This window comes from Enterobacter sp. H2G27 (genome assembly GCF_054403075.1).
Genome location: NZ_JBSVSI010000001.1, coordinates 760,756 through 777,579, shown reverse-complemented (window position 1 = coordinate 777,579; position 16,824 = coordinate 760,756). Strand labels below are relative to the sequence as shown.

Here is a 16,824-nt window from a genome sequence, read left to right as displayed (position 1 = left end):
CCCGAAATGTGATGCGGTTAACTTGTGCATCAGTATCGTGTGAGATATACGGAAGTAATAGTGAATAGATGAAAATTATTGTTCCGGGTTTCTTATGCGCCAGCTCAATCGACTCAATCAGTATCACCGCCTCTGGCAGCCTTCCCTGGGTGCAACGCAACAGGTCACTATCAGCGAGCTGGCTGCTCGCTGTTTTTGCAGCGAGCGGCATGTCCGAACGTTGCTGCGTCAGGCCCAGGAGGCGGGCTGGCTGAGCTGGCGAGCGCAGTCTGGCCGCGGTAAGCGCGGTGAGCTGACGTTCCATGTCGCGCCGGAGTCACTGCGCAATGCGATGATGGAGGAGGCGCTGAAGAGCGGGCAGCAGCATAACGCGCTGGAACTGGCCCAGCTTGCCCCTGAAGCGCTGCGGTCATTACTGCATCCTTTTTTGGGCGGGCAGTGGCAAAACGATACGCCGACGCTGCGCATTCCTTACTATCGCTCCCTGGAGCCGCTGCAGCCGGGGTTCTTACCTGGTCGGGCGGAGCAGCATCTGGCAGGACAGGTGTTCTCAGGCCTGACGCGTTTTAACGGTAACAGCAGTGAACCCACGGGCGATCTGGCGCATCACTGGGATGTCTCTGCTGACGGCATGCGCTGGCATTTCTACATTCGCTCCACCCTGCACTGGCATAACGGCGATAAAATAGAAACGGCACAACTCCAGCGAAGTCTGACAGCGCTGTTGACGCTTCCTGCCCTGCGCACTCTGTTTCAGAGCGTCTTATGTATTGAAACAACGCATCCTCAGTGTCTGACGTTTACGCTGCATCAACCGGACTACTGGCTGCCGCACAGGCTGGCAACCTACTGTAGCCGTCTGGCGCATCCCGACCATCCTGCGGTTGGCAGTGGCCCCTTTCGGCTGGCCGCTTTTGAGCCCGACCTGGTTCGTCTGGAAAGCCATGAGCAGTATCACCTGAGCCATCCGCTGCTCAAAGCCATCGAATACTGGATCACTCCCCAGCTTTTTGATTACAGCCTGGGCACCAGCTGTCGTCACCCGGTGCAAATCGCGATCGGCGAGGCCGACGAGCTGGAAAGTCTGCGGCTGGTAAGCAGCAGCACCAGCCTGGGGTTCTGCTACCTCACGCTTAAACAGAGCGCGCGCCTGAGTGAGATCCAGGCAAAGCGGCTTATCAATATCATTCATCTCTCCAGGCTTCTTCACACACTTCCGCTAAACGAAGGGCTCATCACGCCCACCCAGGAGCTGCTTCCCGGGTGGACCATCCCCGAATGGCCTGATTTATCGGGCGTAACCCTCCCTGAAGCATTGACGCTGGTTTATCATCTACCTGTTGAGCTTCACACTATGGCCAGCCAGTTGAAGACATACCTGGCGCTACAGGGGTGTGAACTGACCGTCATCTTTCACGACGCCAAGACGTGGGACGGATGCCTGGAGCTTGCCGATGCAGACATCATGATGGGCGACAGGCTTATTGGCGAAGCGCCAGAATATACGCTGGAACAGTGGCTGCGCTGCGATGCCCTCTGGCCGCACGTTCTTAGCGCACCGGCTTACGCCCATTTGCAAGCGACGCTGGATGCGGTACAGACGCAGGCAGAGGCTCGGGATAGACACGCGGGACTGCAAGCCATCTTTAACCGGTTAATGGAAAGTGCGGTGCTGACACCACTCTTTAATTATCAATACCAAATCAGTGCTCCGCCTGGCGTGAATGGTATACGCCTCAATACCCGCGGCTGGTTTGACTTTACCGAAGCCTGGCTGCCCGCCCCTAAATCGTGAAGAAGCTGGTCGCCGCCACAGGCAGACGGTAACATAACGTTTTTACCGTAACAGTCGAGATGATTTATGAAACGTGCCGTCGTCGTGTTCAGTGGAGGACAAGACTCTACTACCTGCCTGGTTCAGGCCCTTCATCAGTACGATGAAGTTCACTGTGTCACTTTCGATTATGGTCAGCGCCACCGCGCTGAAATCGACGTTGCCCGTGAACTTGCCCTGAAACTGGGTGCACGCGCGCACAAGGTGCTGGACGTTACGCTGTTAAATGAACTGGCCGTGAGCAGCCTCACACGCGACAGTATTCCCGTCCCGGACTACGAACCTGATGCCAGCGGCATTCCGAATACCTTCGTGCCGGGCCGTAATATCCTCTTCCTGACCCTGACGGCGATCTACGCCTACCAGGTAAAAGCCGAAGCGGTGATCACGGGCGTTTGCGAGACCGATTTCTCCGGCTACCCGGACTGTCGTGATGAGTTCGTGAAAGCGCTAAACCACGCCGTCAATCTGGGGATGGCGAAAGAGACGCGCTTTGAAACTCCGCTCATGTGGCTGGATAAAGCCGAAACCTGGGCGCTGGCGGATTACTGGGGCAAGCTGGACCTGGTTCGCAGCGAAACGCTCACCTGCTATAACGGTATCAAAGGCGACGGTTGCGGCCAGTGCGCGGCCTGTAATCTTCGCGCTAACGGACTGAACCACTATCTTGCCGATAAAGCCGGCGTGATGGCCGCGATGCAGAAAAAGACCGGCCTAAAATAGGGCTACTTGACCGTGCTGTCGCAAAACGGGTGTCGACAGCACGAGTACGCCTTAACAAGTCTTACGCGATCATCAACTCCAGCTTTTCACGCAACTCCCCTTCCAGCGGCAGCGCTTTCTGCGTTTTCAGATCGATACAGACAAAGGTGATCAGCGCATCAGCCACCACCTGCCCTTCTGGATCGAGCGTCACCACCTGGCTTAACACCCCGCTTTTGCCATTGATTTGCTGCACCTGGCTTGTCACCGTGAGCACATCGCCCAGCACGGCCGGACGGCGGTAGTTGATATTGATATTGACGACCACGAACGCGATGTTGTGCGCGGTCAGCCACTGAAAGCTTTCGCTATTTTCCAGCCCGTCCCAGCGGGCTTCTTCAAGAAACTCAAGATAGCGGGCATTGTTCACATGCTGATAAACGTCGAGATGAAAACCGCGTACTTTGATTTTTGTCTGCATAGCGCAATAGCCTTTACTGTTATTGTAGGATGAGAGGTCATAACTGGTATGACCTCTTTATCCTGGCAAAATTTTGCCGCAGTGCAAGAAATTGCGTAATTACAATGTCAGGTGTGAGAGGTTGCGCTCAACCAGCGCGCTGCCCATGCCCGGCACCTGTTTGAGATCGTCGACCGTTTTGAAAGGACCATACTCTTCGCGGTAGCTGACGATGGCCTGCGCTTTTTTCAGGCCGACACCATTCATCGCGCGGGCCAGATCTTCCGCAGAGGCAGAATTGATACTGACCCGCGTACCGTCATCATCCGCATTTTTACCGGCGTCAATCGCTTTGGTTTGCCCTTGCACCGGCGCTGCCGCGTCGGACTTGCTCTGGGTAGTTTGTGATTTGGCGGCGGGAGCCGACGCCATCGCGCCCGCGCTCATCCCGGTGGTGGCAATAGCCAGCGTAATTAACAGTGCTTTGATTCCACATTTCATGCTGTTATCTCCTTGTTTGTTGACAGCCACGTCACGATAGCCGCCAGTTCAAACCGGCACAAACAGCAGATTGCAGAAATGGAAAAGGCCGCGAAAGCGGCCTTTAGTTTTTGCAGAGCGTTACGAAAATCTGCGAGCAGACACGTAATTACTGCTGCTGAGTCATTACATCACCCAGCTTGATTTTGGCTTCTTTACGCAGGTTGCTCATCATGGCTTCGAAGGCAATCTGGGCATTGTTCTGGGTAATTCCCTGAACCATCGCTTTCTTCTGCGCTTCTGGTAAGGTGCCGGCTTTCACTTCATCCAGCGCCAGCAGAACGACGTTACCCTGCGCATCGGTAGTGGTACCGAAGCTTGGCTTGTCCTTCGCAGGCAGAGTCAGACCAAACGCGGCCTGGCTGATAGGGTCCTGACCGGTACGGCTCAGCGTTTTCGCTTCACCGAAGCTCAGGCCAGCCGCTTTCAGCGCGTCTTCTTTACCCGCTTTCAGATCGGACAGAATCTTCTCAGCATCCAGTTTCGCCTGCTGTTCAGCTTTGTTGTGCTTAACCTGAGCGATGACCTGATCCTTCACTTCCGCCAGCGGTTTGACCGCTTCTGGCTTATGCTCGCTGACGCGCAACACAAACGCACGATCGCCGTCGACGGTAATGATGTCAGAGTTACTGCCCGGCGTGCCGTTCTCGCCCACCAGACCACCGTTGAAGATGGCATCGGAAACCGGTTTGAAGTTCAGCTCTTCCGGCAGGTTGTCACGACCAAACCAGCCAGTTTCAACCGCCTTCACGCCCGCCGCCTGCTCTGCACCTGCCAGAGATTCGTTGTCGTTGCTGGCAGCATCGCTAACCTTCTGCTGCAGCGCGTAGTAGGCATCCAGCGCTTTTTCCTGTTTCACTTTCGCTGCGATATCATCGCGGACGTCAGCCAGCGGCTTGGTTTTCGCCGCGGTGATGTCGTCCAGACGCACGACCAGGAAACCGACGGAAGACTTAATGACGCCAGAAAGCTGGCCTTTCTCTTTCAGACCGGCATTTTTCAGCTCGTCAGGCGTGGTCGCGTCTTCCAGCCAGCCCATATCACCGCCGTTTTTCGCCGAGATAATGTCGGTGGATTTCGCTTTCGCAACGGTCGCGAAATCAGCGCCTTTGTTCAGCTCATCCAGCGCTGCTTTAGCATCAGCCTCGGTTTTCGTCTGAATCACGCTGTAGCGGTTACGCTGGGGCTGAGTGAACTGATCCTGATGCTGATCGTAGTAAGACTGGATCTCTGCATCAGACGCGTTTTCCTGCAGCGCGGCCGCATCCAGCTTGATGTAGCTCACGCGGAACTGCTCTGGAGAAACAAAAGAATTCTTGTTCTGTTCGTACCAGGCGTTAACGTCAGCGTCGCTCACCTGCTGTTTCGCCGCCAGGGCGTTAACATCAATGGTCGCTTCGCGTACAACACGCTGCTGTGCCACCAGCGCGGCCAGTTCGTCCGTTTCACCTTTGAGCATGAAATCGGTGCCCACGACAGCATTGATGAGCTGCTGGGTGGTCAGCTGGTTACGCAGCGCCTGAGCGTACTGATCGGCCGTCATCCCCATCTGGTTGACGATACTGTTGTAACGCGCGTTGTCGAATTTACCGTTAGACTGGAAGGCCTGGGTGGAGAAGATGGCTTTTTTTACCTGCTCATCACTAATGCCAAGGCCGAGTTTTTTGGCATACTGATCGAGCAGCGCTTCGTCGATAAGACGGTTCAACGTCTGTTGGCGCAGAGTCTTCATGTACCCTTCGTTCGCCGCCAGTTCAGAGAATTGGTCGCCCAGCTGTTGCTGCATACGGTTACGTTCACCGGCAAAAGCATTCTCGAACTGACCGCGGCTGATCTCCTGGCCATTCACTTTTGCGGCGTAGTTTGCGCCACCGCCAATAAGGTAACTGCTCACGCCGGTCAATATGAACGACACGATAATGATACCGAAAATAATCTTGAGCACGAGACTGTTAGCAGCCGTGCGTAAGCTGTCCATCATGGTGTAACAACACTCCGCTGTAGGTGACTGGTTACCTGACGCTGACGGAAAATCCTGCCCGTCGCGCGTGAAGGCGTATTGTGACAAGAAAACGGGGCGATTGTCAGCCCACAACTCGCATAAACTCGCACAAATCAGGTCTGGACAAACAAAAAAGGCACATCAAATGATGCGCCCTTGTACTTTCCGGCTTCCCTGAAACGGGAAAGCAATCAGTTTACTGCGTCTTTCAGCGCTTTACCTGCACGGAAACCCGGCACTTTAGCAGCAGCAATGGTGATCTCTTTACCGGTCTGAGGGTTGCGGCCAGTACGGGCAGCACGCTCTTTAACAGCAAAAGTACCGAAGCCTACCAGTGCAACGTCGTCCCCAGCCTGCAGAGATTCAGTAACAGAAGCAATTAATGCATCTAACGCACGTCCAGCTGCAGCTTTAGAAATATCAGCACCAGCAGCAATTTTGTCAATCAGTTGAGATTTATTCACTGTTCTCTTCCTCTCTTTATAATTTATATCGCGCCTGAATCCTTCACAACGCGACCGCGCAGCAGTTATATCAGGCCTGCCATGACCTTACAACACCCGTTGTTGATGGCTGACCTAATCAGCAATCTAAATTAGCTATACAAAAAAAGGCTGGCAAGTGCGAAATCACTTACCAGCCTTGTTTTTATTGACGCTCTTTGCGCGAGGTCACTATTTTGCGGTTACAACCTGCATTCCGGAGGGTTCATTCTGCAAAGCGAGACTGAGAACTTCCTCAATTCGCTTAACAGGATGGATCTGCAGATCGGCAATCACGTTGTCCGGAATCTCTTCCAGATCGCGTTTGTTTTCGTAAGGGATCAATACGGTTTTGATCCCACCGCGGTGTGCCGCCAGCAGTTTTTCTTTTAAACCACCAATCGGCAGAACCTGGCCACGCAGCGTAATTTCACCGGTCATTGCCACATCGGCACGCACAGGGTTCCCGGTCAGGCAGGAAACCAGAGCGGTACACATGGCAATACCCGCGCTTGGACCATCTTTTGGCGTCGCCCCTTCAGGTACGTGCACGTGGATGTCGCGTTTTTCGTAGAAATCAGGGTTAATTCCCAGTTTCTCCGCACGCGCACGCACCACGGTCAGCGCAGCCTGGATAGATTCCTGCATCACTTCACCCAGCGAGCCGGTGTAGGTCAGTTTGCCTTTACCCGGTACACAGGCGGTTTCGATGGTCAGCAGATCGCCGCCCACTTCCGTCCATGCGAGTCCGGTCACCTGACCAACGCGGTTTTCGTTGTCCGCGCGGCCGTAGTCGAAGCGCTGAACGCCGAGATAGGCATGCAGATTGTCGCCGTTAATCACAATGTGTTTCAGGCTCTTATCCAGCAGCAGCTGTTTCACCGCTTTACGACACAGCTTCGAGATTTCACGCTCAAGGCTACGCACGCCCGCTTCACGGGTGTAGTAACGAATGATGCCGATAATCGCGCTGTCCTCAACGGTCAGCTCATTGGCTTTCAGCGCGTTACGCTCAATCTGTTTCGGCAGCAGGTGCTGCTTAGCAATATTCAGCTTCTCGTCTTCGGTATAGCCCGAGAGACGGATCACTTCCATACGGTCCAGCAGCGGGGCCGGAATGTTCATGGAGTTGGAGGTCGCTACGAACATCACATCGCTCAGGTCGTAGTCCACTTCCAGGTAGTGATCGCTGAACGCCACGTTCTGTTCTGGATCAAGCACTTCCAACAGTGCAGATGCAGGGTCGCCACGCATGTCCGACGACATTTTGTCGATCTCATCGAGCAGGAACAGCGGGTTTTTAACTCCCACTTTCGCCATCTTCTGGATCAGTTTACCCGGCATAGAACCGATGTAGGTACGGCGGTGACCGCGGATTTCCGCTTCATCGCGCACGCCACCCAGCGCCATACGGATATACTTACGTCCGGTCGCTTTGGCGATGGACTGACCCAGAGAGGTTTTACCCACCCCCGGCGGTCCTACCAGGCACAGAATTGGGCCTTTAATTTTGTTTACACGGCTTTGTACCGCGAGGTACTCAAGAATGCGGTCTTTCACGCGTTCCAGGCCGTAGTGGTCGGTATCCAGGATTTCCTGTGCCTGACGCAGATCTTTTTTGACCTTGCTGCGGGCGTTCCACGGAACCTGCACCATCCACTCAATGTAGCCGCGTACAACGGTCGCTTCAGCCGACATTGGAGACATCATTTTCAGCTTCTGCAGTTCTGCTTCGGCCTTCTCTTTCGCCTCTTTCGGCATCTTCGCCGCGTCGATCTTACGCTTCAGGGCTTCGTTTTCGTCCGGCGCGTCGTCCATCTCGCCCAGTTCTTTCTGAATGGCCTTCATTTGCTCATTCAGATAGTACTCACGCTGAGATTTCTCCATCTGCTTTTTCACGCGGTTGCGAATACGCTTCTCAACCTGCAGCAGATCGATTTCAGACTCCATCATCGCCATCAGGTATTCCAGACGCTCGTTAACGTCGGACATTTCCAGCACGGACTGCTTGTCAGCCAGCTTCAGCGGCATATGGGCAGCGATGGTGTCCGCCAGGCGCGCAGGATCGTCGATGCTGTTCAGCGACGTCAGCACTTCTGGTGGGATTTTCTTGTTCAGCTTGATGTAGCCTTCAAACTGGCTAATCGCGGTGCGAACCAGTACTTCCTGCTCGCGCTCATCAAGCTCAGGCGAATCAAGGTACTCTGCCTTGGCAGAGAAGTGTTCGCCGTCGTCTGACAGAGTGGTAATACGCGCACGCTGCAGGCCTTCTACCAGCACCTTCACGGTGCCGTCAGGCAGCTTCAGCATCTGCAAAATAGAGGCCACGGTCCCGACGGTGAAAAGATCGTTTACACCCGGCTCATCCGTTGATGCTTCTTTCTGCGCCACCAGCATGATTTTTTTATCATGATCCATGGCGGCTTCAAGGCAACGGATAGATTTTTCCCGCCCTACAAATAAGGGTATGACCATGTGCGGATAAACCACCACATCGCGCAACGGCAATACGGGGATTTCAATGCGTTCAGAACGCTCAGGATTCATAGAGCTCTCTCTTAGTTAGTGTCCGCCAGGTAAGCTGGTCATGTCACTGTGCTTCACATAACCATTAACATGTATCCAGTATATGGGGATGTTTCCCACACATTCAACGCTATGAATACGGAAAAAGTAAAGGGGAGATAAAATCCCCCCTTTTTGATTAACTGCTTGTATGGTTTGGTGAATTATTCGCCAGATGCCTGCTGCGCTTCCGGTTTGCCGTAAATCAGCAGCGGCTTGGTTTGACCGCTAATAACGGACTCGTCAATCACCACTTTCTCAACATCTTCCATCGACGGCAGATCGTACATGGTGTCGAGCAGTGCTGCTTCAACAATTGAACGCAGACCACGAGCACCGGTTTTACGGACCATCGCTTTCTTGGCAATAGCATCCAGCGCTTCGTCGCGGAATTCCAGGTCAACGCCTTCCAGATTGAACAGCGCCTGATACTGCTTGGTCAGCGCATTTTTCGGTTCTTTCAGGATCTGGATCAGCGCGTCTTCACTCAGCTCATTCAGCGTTGCCACAACCGGCAGACGGCCGATGAACTCAGGGATCAGACCGAATTTGATCAGATCTTCCGGTTCAACCTGAGACAGCAGCTCGCCTTCGTTTGGTTTTTCGGACGTCGATTTCACCGTTGCGCCAAAACCAATGCCGGAGCCGGTTTCAACACGGTGGGAGATGACTTTATCCAGACCAGCAAACGCACCACCACAGATGAACAGGATCTTGGAGGTATCAACCTGCAGGAACTCCTGCTGCGGATGTTTACGACCACCCTGTGGCGGAACGGCGGCAACCGTACCTTCAATCAGCTTCAGCAGTGCCTGCTGTACGCCTTCACCCGATACGTCACGGGTGATGGACGGGTTGTCTGATTTACGGGAGATCTTGTCGATCTCATCGATGTAAACAATCCCGCGCTGGGCTTTCTGTACGTCGTAATCGCACTTCTGCAGCAGTTTCTGAATGATGTTTTCAACGTCCTCACCCACGTAACCGGCCTCGGTCAGGGTGGTGGCATCCGCCATCGTGAACGGAACATCGAGCAGACGCGCCAGGGTTTCAGCCAGCAGCGTTTTACCGGAACCGGTTGGGCCGATCAGCAGAATGTTACTTTTACCCAGTTCTACGCCATTGCTGGTGTCGCCGTTACGCAGACGTTTGTAGTGGTTATAGACCGCTACCGCCAGCACTTTCTTGGCCTGCTCCTGTCCGATGACGTAGTCGTCAAGGTGATGACGAATTTCATGCGGCGTTGGCAGCGCGCTGCGCTCACGGTGCGGTGCGACTTCTTTAATCTCTTCGCGAATAATGTCGTTACATAAATCGACACATTCGTCGCAGATATACACGGACGGCCCGGCAATCAGTTTACGCACTTCATGCTGGCTTTTGCCGCAAAAAGAGCAGTACAGCAGTTTGCCCGAACCATCTTTGCGTTTATCTGTCATGAGTCCAAACCTCTTTTTAAGTTCTTTGTGCCGCACATGACGACGCAAATGCCATTCTAAGACGCAAGCTGCAATGAGCAGCGTGCCGCCCTACCTTAGTATAGCGGCACACTCGCGTCGCGGGCATCAATTACGATGGGTCAACACGGAGTCGACTAAGCCGTACTCAACTGCCTCTGGAGCAGAGAGGAAGCGATCGCGCTCGGTATCGCGCTCGATCTGCTCGAGTGGTTGACCCGTATGCTGCGCCATAAGTTCATTCATGCGCGCTTTTACTTTCAGAATTTCGCGGGCGTGGATTTCGATATCCGTCGCCTGCCCCTGATAACCGCCCAGCGGCTGGTGAATCATCACGCGGGAATTTGGCAAGCAGAAACGCTTACCCTTCGCTCCTGCTGTTAACAGGAACGCGCCCATAGATGCAGCCTGACCCATACAGATAGTGCTTACATCAGGTTTGATGAATTGCATGGTGTCATAAATGGACATCCCTGCTGTAATCACGCCACCCGGGGAGTTAATGTACAGGTAAATGTCTTTTTCCGGGTTTTCCGCTTCCAGAAACAGCATCTGCGCCACGATCAGGTTAGCCATATGGTCTTCCACCTGGCCAGTCAGAAAGATAACGCGTTCCTTGAGCAGACGGGAATAGATATCAAAAGAACGCTCACCACGTGAGGTCTGTTCAATAACCATTGGCACCAGAGCCATATGGGGTGCAAAGTTATCTCGTTCGCCACTGTATGACATTTCCGTCTCCTGGATCAAAATTGAAAACACCTGCTGTACTGATTGTAACCTTACGGACGGATTATCAGCCAGTCTCATTCATCGTGATTACGTACTTATGGGGTTTACAGTGCCCTATTTCAAGCATAACAACCTTTTGTTGTTACGCTAACACCGAAAGGGCGTTTTAGCACTCTTCCTGGGCTATAGCTGCGATAAAAAAAACCCGCTGCCGCAAGGCAACGGGTTTTCTGTTCAAACTTTAAACCGTTGGGGCGAAATTACGCCTGCTGGTTCATCAGTTCGTTGAAAGAGGTCGCTTTTTCGGTCACTTTCGCTTTCGCCAGTACCGCTTCAACAGCCTGCTCTTCCAGGGCAACGTTGCGCATGTTGTCCATCAACTCTTTGTTCTTACCGTAGAACTCGATCACTTCTGATGGATCTTCGTATGCAGAAGCCATCTCTTCGATCAGGCCTTTCACACGCTCTTCGTCAGCTTTCAGCTCGTGGGTACGAATCACTTCGCCCAGCAGCAGGCCAACAACAACGCGGCGTTTCGCTTGCTCTTCGAACAGCTCGCGCGGCAGTTCCATCGCTTGCTGCTGGTTGCCACCGAAACGCTGTGCAGCCTGACGGCGCAGAACGTCGATTTCGCTGTCGATCAGGGCAGCTGGAACGTCGATTTCGTTGGCTTTAACCAGACCTTCGATCGCCTGAGATTTCACACGGTTACGCACCGCGCCGTTCAGTTCGCGTTCCATGTTCTTACGCACTTCGGTACGCAGACCCGCTACGGAACCATCTTCCACGCCGAAACGCTTGATGAATTCTTCAGTCAGTTCTGGCAGTTCGCGCTCTTCAACTTTCTTCAGGTTGATAGCGAACTTCGCTGCTTTCCCTTTCAGGTTTTCAGCGTGGTATTCTTCCGGGAAGGTCACGTCGATGGTGAACTCTTCGCCAGCCTTGTGGCCTTTGATACCGTCTTCGAAGCCTGGGATCATACGCCCTTGGCCCATTGCCAGTACGAAGTCAGACGCTTTACCGCCTTCGAACTCTTCGCCGTCTACAGAACCGGTGAAGTCGATGGTGACACGGTCTTCAGCGTCAACAGCGCCTTCTTTCTCTTTCCAGTTCGCCTGCTGCTTGCGCAGGGTTTCCAGCATGCCGTCAACATCTTCGTCAGTCACGGAAACAACTGGCTTTTCAACTTCGATAGATTCCAGACCTTTCAGCTCAACTTCCGGGTACACTTCGAACTCTACGGAGTAGGTGAAGTCTTCGCCCAGTTTGTATTCGCCTGGAACGTAGTTCGGCGCGCCGGCCGGATTGATTTTTTCTTTGATGATCGCATCGATAAAGTTGCGGCTCATCAGTTCACCCAGCACATCCTGACGCACGGAAGCGCCATAACGCTGAGCAACAACATTCATTGGTACTTTGCCCTTGCGGAAGCCGTCAATACGTACTTTTTTTGCTACGTTGACCAGCTCGCTTTTCACAGCAGTTTCGATGCTGTCAGCAGCGATAGTAATCGTTACACGGCGGCCAAGGCCTTGAGTGGTTTCAACTGAAACTTGCATCTTGTTACCTCAAAAAAATCACAGTGCTCGGTCAACTCTGAATCTGTCTGTTATACCGGGATGCTCTCTTAGTGCAGATTCACATTCCCTGTCGCCAGAATCATCCCGAAGACATTCAATAAGACGCGGCATTATAGCGGCATCACTTAGGTGAGTCGAGAACGGTTGGGGCATGTTGCTGCGGCTTTTTTCACACTTTAAGGCTATTTTTAGCCTTAAAATCGCACCATCCGCTCAAAACGTAGACAAAACAAAACGGCCCGGAGGCCGTTTTGAGGAAATCTCTAAGCAACATACTGGAAAAGCTCCAGCCGTTGCAAATCCGATTTATCAGGCGATAGTGCCTGCACCGCGACAAGGTGGCGATGCGAAAACCGTATCCTGCAGACCTTCCCATTCCTTAATGGTGTAGGTATGCAGCGCCAGCGCATGCACGGTCGTGGAGAGTTCTTCCGTCAAGGTGCTGTAGATCAAGCGGTGTCGATTCAGGAAACGTTCTCCCGTGAAGCGATCGCTAACCAGAACCACTTTAAAGTGGCTTTCAGAACCTGCCGGCACGTTATGACGATAGCTTTCGTCGACGACTTCGAGGAACACAGGGTTGAACGCTGCCCTTAATTTATCTTCTATATGCTCACGTATCATCATGAAATTACTCCTCCGACAACGCCAGGATGTCACCCATCCCTTTAAATGTTAGCCGCTTTTACCGTTTCCATTACACCTTGACAACAAATATTTAGCTTTCGTCTGATTTTCTCATTCAAACGAATGAAGTTCACTGTGAGACTCATACGTTTTGTCATACACGGTTTGAGAAAAACGGTGAACTGGTCAGTTTTCGGACAAGGCGATGAATTTACATGCATTGACCACTTCCCCTTGCCGTTGGCGATGTTATGATGGCGACAATTTTTCTCTTTATATGCTTACGATTCGTTGAGAACCCGAAAATGTTAAAAAAACTCTTCTTTCCGTTGGTAGCCCTTTTTATGCTGGCAGGCTGCGCTACCCCGCCAACCACTATTGATGTCTCACCAAAAATCACCCTGCCTCAGCAGGACCCAAGCCTGATGGGCGTCACCGTGAGCATTAACGGCGCCGATCAGCGTCAGGATCAAGCGCTGGCTAAAGTGACCCGCGATAACCAGCAGGTTACCCTCACCGCGTCCCGCGACCTGCGCTTCCTGTTGCAGGAAGTGCTGGAGAAACAGATGACCGCTCGCGGGTATATGATTGGCCCAAGCGGCGCGGTCGATCTGCAGATCATCGTGAACAACCTGTACGCTGACGTGTCTCAGGGCAACGTGCGCTACAACATCGCGACCAAAGCGGATATCGCCATCATTGCCACCGCGAAGAATGGCAACAAGATGACCAAAAACTACCGCGCCAGCTATTCTGTTGAAGGTGCGTTCCAGGCCTCCAACCAGAACATTGCTAACGCCGTTAACAGCGTGCTGACCGATACCATCGCCGATATGGCGCAGGACACCAGCATTCACGACTTCATCAAGCAGAACGCGCGTTAAACCCGCTCGCTGACCCGGTGTATCACCGGGTCAGTTTTATAAGAACATGTCCAGCCATTACTTACGCATTTTCCAGCAACCGAAATCAGCGATTCTGCTGATCCTCGGCTTTGCCTCCGGTTTACCCCTCGCGCTCACTTCCGGCACGCTTCAGGCGTGGATGACGGTTGAAAACATCGATCTTAAAACCATTGGGTTCTTCTCGCTTGTCGGCCAGGCCTATGTCTTTAAGTTCCTGTGGTCTCCGGTCATGGATCGCTACACGCCGCCTTTCCTCGGGCGTCGGCGCGGCTGGTTAGTGATGACGCAAATTCTGCTGCTGCTGGCTATCGCGGGTATGGGCCTTCTTGAACCCACCACCCAGCTTCGCTGGATGGCCGCACTTGCGGTAGTGATTGCTTTCTGTTCCGCCTCTCAGGATATCGTGTTCGACGCCTGGAAGACGGACGTGTTACCTGCGGAAGAGCGCGGTGCTGGTGCAGCAATCAGCGTGCTGGGCTATCGCCTCGGGATGCTGGTTTCCGGCGGGCTGGCGCTGTGGCTCGCCGACAGGTACCTCGGCTGGCAGGGTATGTACTGGCTGATGGCCGCCCTGCTTGTCCCCTGCATTATCGCGACGCTGTTCGCGCCCGAACCGAGTGACGTTATTCCGGTACCCCGCTCGCTGGAGCAGGCCGTCGCCGAACCGCTGCGTGACTTTTTTGGCCGCAACAACGCCTGGCTGATCCTGTTGCTTATCGTCCTTTATAAGCTGGGCGATGCTTTCGCCATGAGCCTGACCACCACCTTCCTGATCCGCGGCGTCGGTTTTGACGCCGGTGAAGTAGGCGTGGTGAATAAAACGCTTGGGCTGTTTGCGACCATCGTCGGCGCGCTTTATGGCGGCGTGCTGATGCAGCGTCTGACGCTGTTTCGCGCGCTGCTAATTTTCGGCATCCTTCAGGGTGCCTCTAACGCAGGCTACTGGCTGCTGTCGATTACCGACAAACATACGATCAGCATGGCCACAGCGGTATTCTTCGAAAACCTCTGCGGCGGCATGGGCACTGCGGCGTTTGTCGCCCTGCTGATGACCCTGTGCAATAAGTCGTTTTCAGCCACCCAGTTCGCTCTGCTCTCGGCGCTCTCAGCCGTTGGCCGGGTGTACGTTGGCCCGATTGCCGGCTGGTTCGTGGAAGCCCATGGCTGGCCAACATTTTATCTCTTCTCGGTCGTAGCTGCCGTGCCGGGAATTTTATTGCTGCTGGTCTGCCGTCAGACGCTGGAATATACCCAGCGAACAGAACACTTTATGCCGCGCACCGAATATCACCGCGCCTACCGTTTTGCGTTACGTCTGTTAATGGCGGGCTGCATTGCTCTGGCGCTCTGGCTCGCGGTGCTTATTATCAATGCCAGCACCTCTCTGGCACTCCCTTTCGAAGCCCTTCTGCTGGACGCAGGCGCCCTGCTGGCTATCGCCGGGATCCTGATCGGAGGTCTGCTTGATTTCATGGCGTTGCGTAAAACGCAGATGACCTGAAGAAAAATGCGAAAGGTTATTTCCCGTTGTAATCACTAACCGAAATTATAACGACGAAATAGCCGCCAGGCACAAAAAAAATATTTGTTGTTTTGTGCGGGATAGGATTTGGAAATTATTGGTTCCTATTCCAAAACGCTATTTTTCATTAAACGATTCAGCATACGATAGTTTGATTTTTCGTTTTTTATATGTCTTTTTATTGATAATTAATTGTTAATTTTTTGTTTATTTTCAACAATGGTTATACCAATTGCCCCTTTTAGGGTATGCTTGGGGGTCCTTTCGTTATAAAGCCCATGCCGTGCGGCTTCGGTCATAAAAACCGACATAATTTGCAACACTTGTGACACGTGCGGCAGAACCCGGTAACACCTTCCTGACACAGGCCTAATGATGTTTACAGTAATGTAACCTTCCCGTAAAATGCCCGCACACTTTAAACGCCACCAGACTCCGTGGAATTGAGGTCGTTAAATGAGACTCGGGAAATACAATAAAAGTTTGGGATGGTTGTCATTATTCGCGGGCACTGTATTACTCAGTGGCTGTGATTCTGCACTACTAGACCCCAAAGGACAGATTGGACTGGAACAACGTTCACTGATATTGACGGCTTTTGGCCTGATGTTGATTGTGGTTATTCCTGCCATTTTGATGGCTGTTGGTTTCGCCTGGAAGTATCGTGCGAGCAATAAAGATGCGAAGTATAGCCCTAACTGGTCACACTCCAATAAAGTGGAAGCTGTGGTCTGGACGGTACCTATTCTGATCATCCTGTTCCTTGCCGTGCTGACCTGGAAAACCACTCACGCACTTGAGCCAAGCAAACCGCTGGTTCACGATGAGAAACCTATTACCATTGAAGTGGTCTCCATGGACTGGAAATGGTTCTTCATCTATCCAGAGCAGGGTATTGCTACCGTGAATGAAATCGCCTTCCCGGCGAACACTCCGGTTCAGTTCAAAGTGACCTCCAACTCCGTAATGAACTCCTTCTTCATCCCACGTCTGGGTAGCCAGATTTACGCGATGGCCGGTATGCAGACCAACCTGCATCTGATCGCGAATGAAGCAGGCACCTATGATGGTATCTCCGCCAGCTATAGCGGCCCGGGCTTCTCAGGTATGAAGTTCAAAGCTATTGCGACGCCAGACCGTGCCGCTTTCGACCAGTGGGTTGAAAAAGCGAAGCAGTCTCCAAACACCATGTCTGACATGGCGGCGTTCGAAAAAGTGGCTGCACCAAGCGAATACAACAAGGTGGAGTACTTCTCTAATGTGAAACCTGATTTGTTCAAAGATGTTATTGGCAAATTTATGGATCACGGCAAGAGCATGGACATGACCCAGCCAGAAGGCGAGCACAGCGCGCACGAAGGTATGGAAGGCATGGACATGAGCCACGCGGAAACCGCTCACTAAGGGGCCGAGGAA

At 53.0% G+C, this 16,824-nt stretch carries 14 protein-coding genes; 5 read left to right on the top strand and 9 right to left on the bottom strand.

Going from position 1 to position 16,824, the window contains the following annotated elements:
- The first annotated feature begins 94 nt into the window (after positions 1-94).
- The gene (locus ACW9E7_RS03610) at positions 95-1,795 is read left to right on the top strand and encodes an SgrR family transcriptional regulator (protein WP_143344758.1); all 1,701 of its coding nucleotides are present in this window, start codon (positions 95-97) and stop codon (positions 1,793-1,795) included.
- A 66-nt stretch (positions 1,796-1,861) separates the two neighbouring features.
- Complete coding sequence (queC, locus tag ACW9E7_RS03605; RefSeq protein WP_008503311.1) at positions 1,862-2,557, top strand: 7-cyano-7-deazaguanine synthase QueC; 696 nt, start codon at positions 1,862-1,864, stop codon at positions 2,555-2,557.
- Positions 2,558-2,618: 61 nt separating this feature from the next.
- Here the strand turns inward: queC and ACW9E7_RS03600 are convergent, their stop codons facing one another.
- The 9 genes from ACW9E7_RS03600 to bolA all read right to left on the bottom strand — a co-directional run bounded on the left by ACW9E7_RS03600 (position 2,619) and on the right by bolA (position 12,981).
- Positions 2,619-3,017: a YbgC/FadM family acyl-CoA thioesterase gene (locus tag ACW9E7_RS03600; RefSeq protein WP_024906822.1), complete on the bottom strand. Its 399-nt coding sequence runs from the start codon at positions 3,015-3,017 to the stop codon at positions 2,619-2,621.
- A gap of 99 nt (positions 3,018-3,116) precedes the next feature.
- A complete protein-coding gene (locus tag ACW9E7_RS03595; RefSeq protein WP_133293886.1) occupies positions 3,117-3,497 on the bottom strand; it encodes a helix-hairpin-helix domain-containing protein in 381 nt (126 codons plus the stop codon).
- A 148-nt stretch (positions 3,498-3,645) separates the two neighbouring features.
- Positions 3,646-5,517, bottom strand: a complete 1,872-nt coding sequence (gene ppiD / locus ACW9E7_RS03590) for a peptidylprolyl isomerase (protein WP_136195262.1) — start codon at positions 5,515-5,517, stop codon at positions 3,646-3,648.
- Positions 5,518-5,729: 212 nt separating this feature from the next.
- Positions 5,730-6,002, bottom strand: a complete 273-nt coding sequence (gene hupB, locus ACW9E7_RS03585) for a nucleoid-associated protein HU-beta (RefSeq protein ID WP_002444653.1) — start codon at positions 6,000-6,002, stop codon at positions 5,730-5,732.
- Positions 6,003-6,212: 210 nt separating this feature from the next.
- On the bottom strand, positions 6,213-8,567 hold the full coding sequence (gene lon, locus ACW9E7_RS03580; RefSeq protein ID WP_023334706.1) for an endopeptidase La: 2,355 nt from the start codon (positions 8,565-8,567) through the stop codon (positions 6,213-6,215).
- A 182-nt stretch (positions 8,568-8,749) separates the two neighbouring features.
- The gene (clpX, locus tag ACW9E7_RS03575; protein WP_023310570.1) at positions 8,750-10,024 is read right to left on the bottom strand and encodes an ATP-dependent protease ATP-binding subunit ClpX; all 1,275 of its coding nucleotides are present in this window, start codon (positions 10,022-10,024) and stop codon (positions 8,750-8,752) included.
- Positions 10,025-10,150: 126 nt separating this feature from the next.
- Positions 10,151-10,774, bottom strand: a complete 624-nt coding sequence (clpP, locus tag ACW9E7_RS03570; protein ID WP_010428105.1) for an ATP-dependent Clp endopeptidase proteolytic subunit ClpP — start codon at positions 10,772-10,774, stop codon at positions 10,151-10,153.
- A gap of 260 nt (positions 10,775-11,034) precedes the next feature.
- Positions 11,035-12,333: a trigger factor gene (gene tig / locus ACW9E7_RS03565; protein WP_133293885.1), complete on the bottom strand. Its 1,299-nt coding sequence runs from the start codon at positions 12,331-12,333 to the stop codon at positions 11,035-11,037.
- A 330-nt stretch (positions 12,334-12,663) separates the two neighbouring features.
- Complete coding sequence (gene bolA, locus ACW9E7_RS03560) at positions 12,664-12,981, bottom strand: transcriptional regulator BolA (protein WP_021241655.1); 318 nt, start codon at positions 12,979-12,981, stop codon at positions 12,664-12,666.
- A gap of 305 nt (positions 12,982-13,286) precedes the next feature.
- Between bolA and ACW9E7_RS03555 the strand changes: the two genes are divergently transcribed.
- The 3 genes from ACW9E7_RS03555 to cyoA all read left to right on the top strand — a co-directional run bounded on the left by ACW9E7_RS03555 (position 13,287) and on the right by cyoA (position 16,812).
- Entirely contained in the window at positions 13,287-13,865 is a 579-nt protein-coding gene (locus ACW9E7_RS03555) for a lipoprotein (protein WP_023310568.1), read from the top strand.
- A gap of 46 nt (positions 13,866-13,911) precedes the next feature.
- Positions 13,912-15,387 (top strand): muropeptide MFS transporter AmpG, encoded by a 1,476-nt coding sequence (ampG, locus tag ACW9E7_RS03550; protein WP_458727264.1) that lies wholly within the window; start codon positions 13,912-13,914, stop codon positions 15,385-15,387.
- Positions 15,388-15,864: 477 nt separating this feature from the next.
- Positions 15,865-16,812, top strand: coding sequence for a cytochrome o ubiquinol oxidase subunit II (gene cyoA / locus ACW9E7_RS03545; RefSeq protein ID WP_014882770.1), 948 nt, complete (start codon positions 15,865-15,867; stop codon positions 16,810-16,812).
- Positions 16,813-16,824: the final 12 nt, after the last annotated feature.